Origin of the sequence: Daejeonella sp., assembly GCF_044232565.1 — a bacterium.
Lineage (GTDB): Bacteria > Bacteroidota > Bacteroidia > Sphingobacteriales > Sphingobacteriaceae > Daejeonella.
This window is the reverse complement of sequence record NZ_JBIILQ010000074.1, coordinates 1-10,764: the sequence shown is the minus strand read 5'-3', so window position 1 is coordinate 10,764 and position 10,764 is coordinate 1. Positions and strand designations below refer to the sequence as shown.

8 protein-coding genes and 1 pseudogene are annotated in these 10,764 nt (G+C 38.9%); 1 reads left to right on the top strand and 8 read right to left on the bottom strand.

Annotated features, from left to right (window positions below):
- Window positions 1–660, top strand: a pseudogene (gene pgi, locus ACILQF_RS05995) (glucose-6-phosphate isomerase); the annotation flags it as partial.
- A gap of 235 nt (window positions 661–895) precedes the next feature.
- On the opposite strand, the gene ACILQF_RS05990 reads toward pgi, so the two are convergent.
- The 8 genes from ACILQF_RS05990 to ACILQF_RS05955 all read right to left on the bottom strand — a co-directional run.
- Complete coding sequence (locus tag ACILQF_RS05990; RefSeq protein WP_395626506.1) at window positions 896–1,960, bottom strand: glutaminyl-peptide cyclotransferase; 1,065 nt, start codon at window positions 1,958–1,960, stop codon at window positions 896–898.
- 27 nt (window positions 1,961–1,987) lie between these two features.
- A complete protein-coding gene (locus ACILQF_RS05985) occupies window positions 1,988–2,347 on the bottom strand; it encodes a YraN family protein (RefSeq protein WP_395626505.1) in 360 nt (119 codons plus the stop codon).
- Window positions 2,347–4,269, bottom strand: coding sequence for a DNA primase (dnaG, locus tag ACILQF_RS05980; RefSeq protein WP_395626504.1), 1,923 nt, complete (start codon window positions 4,267–4,269; stop codon window positions 2,347–2,349). The genes ACILQF_RS05985 and dnaG overlap by 1 nt, the downstream gene beginning before the upstream one ends.
- A gap of 166 nt (window positions 4,270–4,435) precedes the next feature.
- Window positions 4,436–5,371, bottom strand: coding sequence for a hypothetical protein (locus ACILQF_RS05975; protein ID WP_395626508.1), 936 nt, complete (start codon window positions 5,369–5,371; stop codon window positions 4,436–4,438).
- Window positions 5,372–5,404: 33 nt separating this feature from the next.
- Window positions 5,405–6,589 carry a M20 family metallopeptidase gene (locus ACILQF_RS05970; RefSeq protein WP_395626507.1) on the bottom strand — a complete coding sequence of 395 codons (1,185 nt, stop codon included), beginning with the start codon at window positions 6,587–6,589 and terminating at the stop codon, window positions 5,405–5,407.
- Window positions 6,589–6,996: an SPOR domain-containing protein gene (locus ACILQF_RS05965; RefSeq protein ID WP_395626503.1), complete on the bottom strand. Its 408-nt coding sequence runs from the start codon at window positions 6,994–6,996 to the stop codon at window positions 6,589–6,591. The genes ACILQF_RS05970 and ACILQF_RS05965 overlap by 1 nt, the downstream gene beginning before the upstream one ends.
- Window positions 6,997–6,999: 3 nt before the next feature.
- Window positions 7,000–10,302, bottom strand: coding sequence for a preprotein translocase subunit SecA (secA, locus tag ACILQF_RS05960; protein ID WP_395626502.1), 3,303 nt, complete (start codon window positions 10,300–10,302; stop codon window positions 7,000–7,002).
- 135 nt (window positions 10,303–10,437) lie between these two features.
- On the bottom strand, window positions 10,438–10,764 hold a 327-nt coding region (locus tag ACILQF_RS05955), incomplete at its 5' end, for a hypothetical protein (protein ID WP_395626501.1).

Below are 10,764 nucleotides of genomic sequence, written 5' to 3'. Positions count from 1 at the left end.
GCTGAAAGTCAGGCGATACTGCCATACGATCAGTATATGCATCGCTTTGCGGCCTATTTTCAGCAGGGAGATATGGAAAGTAATGGAAAATCAACCGACCGTAGCGGTAAAGCTATCGACTATCAAACTGGTCCGGTGATCTGGGGCGAACCCGGCACTAACGGACAGCATGCTTTTTACCAGCTCATACATCAAGGCACTAAACTTATTCCCTGTGATTTTATAGCACCTGCTCAAAGTCATAATCCAATTGGAAATCATCATCAGTTATTGCTATCTAATTTCTTCGCTCAGACTGAAGCTTTAATGAATGGAAAGAACAGAGATGAGGTGGAAGCTGAACTAAAAGCTGCCGGAAAAACTGCGGCAGAGATAGAGAAACTTGCTCCATTCAAAGTTTTTGAAGGTAACCGACCAACTAACTCTATTCTTATTAAAAAAATTACACCCCAAACTCTTGGTTCACTTATCGCCATTTATGAACATAAAATATTTGTTCAGGGTATTATATGGAATATTTTCAGCTTCGATCAATGGGGAGTTGAACTGGGAAAACAACTGGCTGGGCGCATTTTACCAGAACTGGAGGATAATAAACTGGTTAGCGGGCATGATGCTTCGACCAATGGCTTAATTAATAGGTACAAGGCCTGGAGGTAGTGGGCATTTTTTCTTGTTATTGCTAGGAGGAACGACGAAGCAATCTCCAAATTTGACGTCGATTGGTGATTGAGATTGCCACGCTGTGCGCGCAATGACAAAGCGGAAAACGCGCGCAATGACAAAGTGGAAATCATAAGCAATGAAAAAAGAAAAGCACCCGAAAGGTTTTAGCAGAGGTTGAGGACAAACATAGGATGACAAAGTTTGCTTTTTATAATCTGCAATTCAAATTTTACTGTGCACTCAATTTAATCTGAAACAATTTATCCCATTTTTTACCCGTCACAAATAGACGTTTAGCCTTACTATCCCAAGCAATACCATTAAGCACAAAACCGTCAAAATCTTTCATGGAACGGCTTGAGTCAGGATAGAGATTACTCAAATCAACCTCAGCCTTTACTTGACCTGTTGCAGGATCTATTATAACGATACGATTAGAATTATAAATGTTGGCATAAATCATCCCATCCACAAACTCTAGCTCATTAAGCTCATATACAGGTCCTTTATGATCATAAACCTCAATAGCTCGCTCCTGCATATAGGTATCCTTATTTAAAACATAAATTGAATTAGTTCCATCTGTACTATAAATAACTTTACCATCATTACATAACCCCCAGCCCTCTCTTTGATACTGCACCGGAAACTGACGAATAAACTTCAATGAATTGAGCTCAAACTCCAAATTTATAGCATTTCGGTAGGTTAACATGAAGATTTTATCCTCCACAATCGTTATTCCCTCAGCAAAAATTTCATCACTTATTTTAGTGAGCTGCAAAACTTTTCCAGTAGAAATTTCAGTTTTTCTGATGCTTGATTCACCTAACAGACCATCACTTTCATATAGAAAACCTTTGTAATACTCTAGCCCTTGTGTGTACGAACTCGTATCATGATTGAATGTTGCCTGGACACTATACTTTAATGTTTGGGGCACAAGAGTCGATTTTACAACAATATTGGTACTTATTTCTTCGGGCTCTTCATTCCCACGATACACTAAAGCACCAATGGTTTTTATACCTAATGAAAGATTACTAGTCGAAATATGGAGGGCTGACTCACCTTTGGAATTTCCCAATTTGATACCATCGGTGAAAAACACTATAGAATCGGCCTTATTGGACAAGCTAAGCTGCAGATTGACGCTATCGCCAAGATTTACCGATGTGCCGGCTAAGGGGCTAAGCCAATGTGAGCCAGCACTTGTGTGCTCTACTTGTCCATTTGAGCAATTTGTCAAAAGAAAAAGGGTACAATAGGAAAGATAAATTAGTTTATGTCGCATGTTCGCATTTTTAAGGTAGGACCAATTTCAAGGCCAAAAAGCATCTTCAATGTGTTTTATTATTGGTTTCCCAACATTATCAAACAAAATAGAAATAATATCAAATCTTATTCCATGCTGGTGATTCATCAAATGAATATATTCCTCAGCAGCTAAAGCCATTTGTTTCTGTTTATTAGGGTTTACAAAATCTTCGGGCTCGGCAAAAGTATTATTCTTACGTGTTTTCACCTCAACAAAAATAATTTTAGAGTCTTTATAAACAATCAAATCGATTTCAGATTTTTTATGCACCCAGTTCTCATCTAGAATTTCATAAGCAGATTTTTCAAGAAATTGCTTAGCTAATTGCTCCCCAAGTGTACCCAAATCATTATGTGAAGCCATTATTTGATAATAACGGAGCCCAAAAACATGGATATTCCCTTCTCTACTTCCTTTACCTGCATATAATGGCGCATAAGAATAGCTTGGTTATCTGCATCAGTCTCCAGCTGGATATCATCTCGGATTTTTTTAAGAATACGGTCCACCTTACGCTTTTTCAAATGAAATATTCCACCCAAAATGGTTGCTCTTAAGTTTTCACTTTCATTACGAACATAAATTTTTCTTTTGGCATACCAGTTTTCACTCAAAATGTATGGCGATGAAACCATTGCAATCGCTAAATCAGCTATTTCATGATCAACATGTTTGATAAAGTCCTGTTCAGAAGGTAAAGAACCATTTTCGAGCTCCTTTTTGTAAACGTCAAGAATACGGATACAAAGGGGGTTTTCAAAAGTTACATCCGATAAGTTAGAAATGATGTATGGAGCAATGTAGGTATCAGTAATATCATCCCAGTGGACTAATTCATGGCCATAATTTAAGAGTAGGCGTATAATTTCCTTTTCCTGCTTATCATCACCATCTGAAATTCCGGTAAGTACAGAGGCGGAAGCTTCAGGAGGAGTTTGAGCTTGCTGCGGAGCGATATAATTAGAATTATCTTTTTTTGACTTACTAAGATGAATCTTATTGAGCTCTGAAATAAGTACCCTTTCTTCAATTTGGAGAAGGGAGCTGCACTCACGAACAAAAACGGAGGCTTTAATACCATCAGGAATCTTGGCAATACTTTCTACTACTTCACGAATAATTCCTGCACGTTTAATAGGGTCATTGCCGGCATCTTTAAGCAAGATTCCAGTTTTATATAAAATAAAATCTTTTTTATTTTGTTCAATATGAGTTTTAAAAGCAGCGCTCCCAAACGCTTGAACATAGGAGTCGGGGTCATGTCCATCCGGAAATAAAACCACCTTCACATTGAGCCCCTCTTCCAAAATCATGTCGAGACCTCTAAGAGATGCCTTTATTCCCGCTTCATCCCCATCATAAAGAATCGTAATGTTTTTTGTGAAGCGACCAATCAAACGAATTTGTTCGATTGTTAGAGATGTTCCCGAGGAAGCAACCACATTTTCTACACCTGCTTGATGCACCGATAGCACATCGGCATAGCCCTCCACTAAATAGCAATTATCTTGATCGCGAATAGGTTTTTTGGCAAAAAACAAGCCATACAACACATTCGACTTATGGTAAATATCGCTTTCTGGAGAGTTCACATATTTTGGAACCGCCTTATCTGTTTTTAAAGTTCTCCCACCAAATCCAATTACCCTACCAGTAAAACTATGAATCGGGAACATAACCCTCCCACGGAATCTATCATAAAGCTTTTCATTATCCTTACGGATAGTTAAACCCGTATCTTCCAAAAACTGAAGACTATATCCCTCTTTTACTGCTTGTTCTGTAAGTGCATCCCAAACATCGGGCGAATAACCCAGCTCAAATTTCTTAATGATATCGTCACGAAAACCCCTCTCCTTGAAATAAGAGAGCCCAATGGTTTTGCCCTCATCTGTTGCCATCATTTGCTCATGGAAATACTTAGCTGCAAAACCAGAAACGATATATAAACTTTCTCGACGGTCATTTACAGCTTGTTCTTCAGGGGAATTCTCAACTTCCTCTATTTCAACACTGTACTTACTAGCTAAATAACGAAGTGCCTCCGGATAGGTAGCCTTTTCATGTTCCATGATAAAGCGAACAGAATCGCCCCCTTGGCCACATCCAAAGCATTTAAAAATTCCTTTAGCTACCGAAACGTGGAAAGAGGGAGTCCGCTCATTGTGGAAAGGACAGAGCCCAATCATGCTCGTACCGCGCCTTTTCAAGGACACAAAATCGCCTACAACTTCCTCAATACGGGATGTTTCAATAATTTTGTCTACGGTTTCTTTTGGAATCAAAGCTTATTTTTGGAATTTAAAATTAATGATTTTTTTGTTTTGAAAATGAAAAGGCTAATAATTACTGAGAAATAATTAATCTTACCTGATAATTAAAGCTAAAAAGAATAGTCCCAAAAGAGTAACGCTTATTTCAAGATTTAATTTTTTGATTAGGATTCTATTATTATTTATAGCCCTTGTGTAGGATTAAAAAGCTCGCTCTCTCTTGCCGTTTAAAGGGAATATCCCAATTTCCTTGATACGTTACTTTTGTAGGCAAAAGAGTCTGATTATCATCAAAATAACCTAATTCAATATTCATCTGTACATCAAAATCGAAGGCAAAATTATCATATTTCATATCCACGTAACGTCCCAAAATCTGAAAATTACGCATATCAAAAATTGTAGTTAGCTCCTTAATCATCAATCCATCTTTTGTCCAATTTGACAGACCAGGCTTCATTGCAATTTTAAATCGATAAACAGGAATAGAGTCTAGGTAAGTGCCCCGATAAAAAGAATAATCATAATATTGCCTCATGTTTGGAGTAAAAATCTGTGTTTTATTCCCAATAAAAGGAACGCCTTTTATTGGTCTTCCGGGACTAAAAATTAGGGTTTTTAGCTTATCCTTGTACGATTCATTACTTTCACCTTTAGCACCGCTGATAGGTGCAGAAGGCACAAAATCAGAGTTGTAAGCATTCATGAAAATATAATCAAACATCTCTACCGTGTAGAGTGAGTATTTTCCATTTTTCTTATAAACCTTGCCTTCATCCTTTTTGTCAAGAAACTGCATTTTATAGGGGCCATCATTGTTATGATATATTTTACGGTAGATTTTTCCTTCCACTGCATTTTCCTTATCGTACGTAAAAACCCTATTTTCAGCAGAAAAAGAGTACTTTTTCATGTTGCGAAAGGCTGCATAAAAACTAGTATCATTAATAATTTCATTAATGAAGCTCTCTATGGTTAAACGAGTAGAAGTAACCGTTATCGCCGAATCAATGGTGACCGTTAAAACAGTATCAGGGTTAAACCGAGGAATTTGCTGAGCGAAACCCATTCCAGAAATACTCATCAAGCTGAGAAATAAAAATAGTTTCTTCATCATAATTTAAAAAGATTGGCCAATGGGCTACAATTAATTCCCAAGCTGCTTGAGAGCAATATAAGTCATTAAACCTGTGCTTAACTTGAGTGAGTCTTCGTCCACATCAAAAGTTGGCGTATGTACAGACGAAGTTATTCCTCGAGAAACATTACCTGTGCCGAGCCTATAAAAACAAGCATCGGTAGCCTGCGAAAAATAGGCAAAATCTTCAGCAGCCATCCACAAATCGAGGTCGAGTACATTTTCCTTACCCAAATATTCTTCTGCCGAGGCGCGAGCATTTGCGGTAAGCACCTCCTCATTAATTAAAAAGGGATAGCCACTTACAATATTAAAATCACAAGAACCGCCCATAGCTTCGGCAATACCTTCGGCCATTTTTTTCATTTTTTCATGAGCTTTGGCTCTCCACTCTTCGTCCATTGTGCGGAAAGTCCCTTCCAAATAAACCTCATTGGGAATTACATTGGTAGCTCCATTAGCAATAACCTTACCGAAAGATAATACTGATGGTATTTTGGGATCGGCCACGCGGCTAATAATCTGTTGTAAAGCAATGATAATATGGGATGTAATTAACACCGGATCAATATTTTGTTGAGGCTGAGCTCCATGTCCTCCTTTTCCATGAACTGTTACATAGATTTCATCTGTTGAAGCCATGTATTTCCCAGCCCGGAAACCGACCTTTCCCGTCTCAATTAATGGCATTACATGCTGTCCGAGTACCGCATCAGGCTTTGGATTTTCCAGCACACCCTCCTGAATCATCAAATTTGCTCCACCAGGTAATTTCTCTTCAGCAGGTTGAAAAATCAATTTAACTGTCCCGCCAAAATCATCCTTCAATTCAGAAAGAATTTTTGCCGTTCCTAGTAAGGATGAAGTATGAACATCATGTCCACAGGCATGCATTACACCTGGCTTAGTAGACTTATATACCACATCATTAGCCTCTACAATTGGTAAGGCGTCCATATCAGCTCTAAGAGCTACTACATTATTTGATGGCTTGGAGCCCTTTATCAAGGCTACAAGACCAGTATTTGCCATTTTTTTATACTCAATTCCGAGTTCATCAAGCTTTTTTGCAACAAAGGCAGACGTTTCATACTCCTGAAAAGAAAGTTCAGGATGAGCATGTAAATGCCTACGGTTTGCGACCGTATCAGCATGAATTTGATTGGCAAGCAATGCAACTTTATCTTTTAGCATCATCGAAGGATTATCATGTCCGAAAAAATAAACAGAGAGGAGTAATACTTTTTTAGTTCATTCATAAATTTCTCAGCCTCAAGCTTAGTCCGAAAATCACCAACCCTAAGTCTGTAGTTTGGCTGAACATAACTGATATAAGTGCTGTAGGCAGGAAAGCGCACTTTAAATTTTGCCTGTTCCGTATAAGCTTCCTGACGATCCAAACCGGAAAATATCTGAACTCTAAAGCCTGACACCGAAATATTGGCACCGGATTTAACGTTTTTACTCAGCTCCAAGCGTTTCGCGATTAAACTATCAATTTGTGGATCCATCGTCACTACTACCTTGCCTCTATCCTGAGCCGAAGCATGATGGATAACAATAACAAGAAAAATTAAGGAGACGATATTCTTCCATTTCATGATTTACTCCGCTCCTACACCATGGCAATTTTTATATTTCTTGCCGCTTCCGCAAGGGCAAGGGTCATTTCTTCCAATTTTATTCTCAACACGAATTGGTTGAGTTTTTTGCAATTCTCTAGTATCATCTAAAGGCATGCCATTTGCTGTTTGGGCAAGCTCCGGCTTCGACACCTTCAGTTTGCTCACATCTTGACGCTGCTGCGGACGAGCTTCACGAACCTGCGCTGGATCTTGCGATGGTATATTCCCCTTAAACAAGAAACTTACAATATCCTTATTTACAGTGGCCAACATTTGCTTAAACATATTAAAGGCCTCCATTTTATATACAATTAGGGGATCCTTCTGCTCGTAAACAGCATTTTGAACAGATTGCTTCAAGTCGTCCATTTCACGTAAATGTTCCTTCCATGCATCATCAATTAAGGCCAGAACCACTGTTTTTTCAAATGCCTTAAAAACCTCATATCCAGCACTCTCGACGGCTTTTCTTAGGTTTGCAGTAACCTGAACTGAGCGAATACCGTCGGTAAATGGAACCACAATGTTCTCAATTTGATCACCACGCTCAGTCAATACATCTTTCAAAACAGGGAATGTTTGCTGTGCAACTGATTCTAATTTACGGTGGTAATAGCTTTCAATTTTACCAAATACCTTATCGGTAAGATTGTGAATATTTGTCTCCGCAAACTGCTTTTCAGTCATTTCAGGATCTATCGAGAAAATACGAATAATCTCCATTTCGAAGCCTTCATAATTCCCTTGATCTTTGTATTCAGAAACAATGTCTTCTACAACGTCAAATACAGTATTATTCAAATCTACATCTAGGCGTTCACCAAACAAGGCGTTTTTACGCTTTGCATAAATTACTGAACGCTGCGAATTCATTACGTCATCGTACTCCAATAAACGCTTACGAACACCGAAATTGTTTTCTTCTACTTTACGCTGCGCACGCTCAATAGACTTGGTAATCATGGAATGTTGAATAACTTCACCTTCCTCAATACCCATACGGAGCATAATGTTTGAAATACGCTCTGAACCGAATAAACGCATTAAATTATCTTCCAAAGAAACAAAGAACTGACTTGATCCTGGGTCGCCTTGGCGACCAGCACGACCACGTAGCTGCCTATCAACACGACGCGATTCATGACGTTCAGTACCTACAATTGCCAAACCACCAGCTTCTTTCACACCTAGACCAAGCTTGATATCTGTACCACGACCAGCCATATTGGTTGCAATGGTAACCGTTCCAGCTTGTCCCGCTTCAGCAACAATATCCGCCTCCTTCTGATGGAGTTTGGCGTTTAATACATTATGTTTAATGCCTCTTAACTTGAGCATACGACTCAATAGCTCAGAAATCTCTACTGAGGTTGTTCCAACCAATACCGGCCTACCCGCTTGGGTAAGTCTTGTTATTTCATCCGCAACAGCATTATATTTCTCACGAACGGTACGATAAACCATATCCTCCTCGTCTTTACGCTTAGGAACTACATGCGTAGGAATTTCAACTACGTCCAATTTATAGATCTGCCAAAGTTCACCAGCCTCCGTTACTGCCGTACCAGTCATACCACAAAGCTTATGATACATTCTGAAGAAATTTTGCAAGGTAATAGTGGCATAAGTTTGAGTAGCATCCTCCACTTTCACATTTTCTTTTGCCTCAATTGCCTGATGCAAGCCATCTGAATAACGACGGCCATCCATAATACGACCCGTTTGCTCATCAACCAACTTGATTTTACCCTCATCAACGATGTACTCAACGTCTATTTCAAATAAAGTATAAGCTTTTAATAGCTGATTTACAGAGTGAATACGTTCAGATTTAATTGAAAAATCACGCATTAAGGCATCTTTCTTTTCCAATTTATCCTCTACCGAGAGAGCTGACTTTTCTAATTCGGCAATTTCAGTACCTACATCAGGCATCACAAAGAAATTATGATCCTCACCGGAACTGGTAATCAACTCGATACCTTTCTCTGTAAGTTCAACCTGATTGTTTTTTTCATCGATCACAAAGAAAAGCTCAGAATCAACCTTAGGCATTTCCTTGTTTTGGTTTTCCATGTAATAATGCTCCGATTTTGTAAGCACCTGCTTCATCCCAGGCTCACTCAGAAATTTGATGAGGGCCTTACTTTTCGGTAAACCACGGTAAGCTCTTAAAAGGGCTAGACCGCCTTCTTGCGGACCGCCATGGCCATCGTTAATTGATTTTTTTGCCTCGTTTAAAACACTGTTAATGAAATTTTTCTGAGCAGTAACCAAACGCTCAATACGTGGCTTCAATTCATAAAATTCATGCTCATCACCACGAGGAATTGGACCGGAAATGATTAATGGCGTTCTTGCATCATCGATCAATACTGAATCCACCTCATCCACCATAGCGAAGTGCAGTTTACGTTGAACCAGACTTTCAGGGTTCAATGTCATATTGTCACGCAGGTAGTCGAAACCAAATTCATTATTAGTACCGAATGTGATATCAGCCAGGTAGGCTTTACGTCTTTCTTCAGAATTTGGTTGATGCTTATCGATACAATCAACGGTTAATCCGTGGAATTCGAAAAGCGGTCCGTTCCATTCGGAGTCACGACGCGCCAAATAATCATTTACTGTAACGATGTGAACTCCTTGTCCCGAAAGTGCGTTAAGGTAGGCTGGTAAAGTCCCAACAAGTGTTTTACCCTCACCAGTTGCCATTTCGGCAATTTTACCTTGGTGCAAAACAACACCACCAATTAACTGCACATCATAGTGAATCATGTTCCAGGTTACTTCGGTGCCAGCAGCAAGCCAAGTATTGTGATGAATTGCCTTATCGCCATTAATTACCACATTTTTTTTACGAGCTGCCAGTTCTCGGTCGGCTTGCGTTGCAGTAACCTCAATGGTTTGATTTTCTGTAAAACGACGAGCAGTGTCTTTCATTACCGCAAAGGCCTCAGGTAGAATATCCATCAATACCTTTTCAAGTTCAGAATCACGATCTTTTTGAAGCTTATCCAGCTGATCATAAAGTGCAGTCTTCTCACTCATGGCTAAATCGCTAGAATCTGCCATTGTTTTCACTGCCGCAATTTCAACATCAATATTAGAGAGGTATTCCTTAATTCGGGACTTAAAATCAAGGGTTTTATGCCTCAATTCATCATTGTTTAATCCTGATAGTTTACTATATTCTTCTTTAGTTTTTTCAACTAGGGGGAGTATTAACTTGATATCACGGTTTGATTTACTACCGAAAAGCTTACTAATAAGTGCTAACATGTGTATGCGAAAATATTTAAAATCAATAATCTACAAGAACTAAGCCACTGGTTAAAATTAGCCAGAATGACATAATTGAATCAAATTTACGATTATTCTCAACAAGAATGAGGTAAATAAACTGATTATTATCCGCTAAGGCAAAGGAGAATTATGAGAGGGCAGAGCGAATAAGCTGTGAAGTGTATCTCCACTGTCCGTAGAGTTAAGCGCAGCGTCTCTACGGATTAGCAAATAATAAGAGTCTTCAGACTCGTACCGATTAAAATCATAACCGTTCATCACCCAATAAATACCGTTCAATAACGTACTGTCCGTAGAGTTAAGCGCAGCGTCTCTACGGATTAGCAAATAATAAGAGTCTTCAGACTCGTACTTAGCAAATAATAAGTTAAGCGTACTGTCCGTAGAGTTAAGCGCAGCGTCTCTACGGATTAGCAAATAATAAGAGTCTTCAGACTC

Excerpts from the sequence above, each read along its gene's own strand:
- ACILQF_RS05990 (WP_395626506.1), bottom strand. The coding sequence starts at position 1,960 with ATGCGACATAAACTAATTTATCTTTCCTATTGTACCCTTTTTCTTTTG.
- ACILQF_RS05985 (WP_395626505.1), bottom strand. The coding sequence starts at position 2,347 with ATGGCTTCACATAATGATTTGGGTACACTTGGGGAGCAATTAGCTAAG.
- ACILQF_RS05975 (WP_395626508.1), bottom strand. The coding sequence starts at position 5,371 with ATGAAGAAACTATTTTTATTTCTCAGCTTGATGAGTATTTCTGGAATG.
- ACILQF_RS05970 (WP_395626507.1), bottom strand. The coding sequence starts at position 6,589 with ATGCTAAAAGATAAAGTTGCATTGCTTGCCAATCAAATTCATGCTGAT.
- ACILQF_RS05965 (WP_395626503.1), bottom strand. The coding sequence starts at position 6,996 with ATGAAATGGAAGAATATCGTCTCCTTAATTTTTCTTGTTATTGTTATC.
- secA (WP_395626502.1), bottom strand. The coding sequence starts at position 10,302 with ATGTTAGCACTTATTAGTAAGCTTTTCGGTAGTAAATCAAACCGTGAT.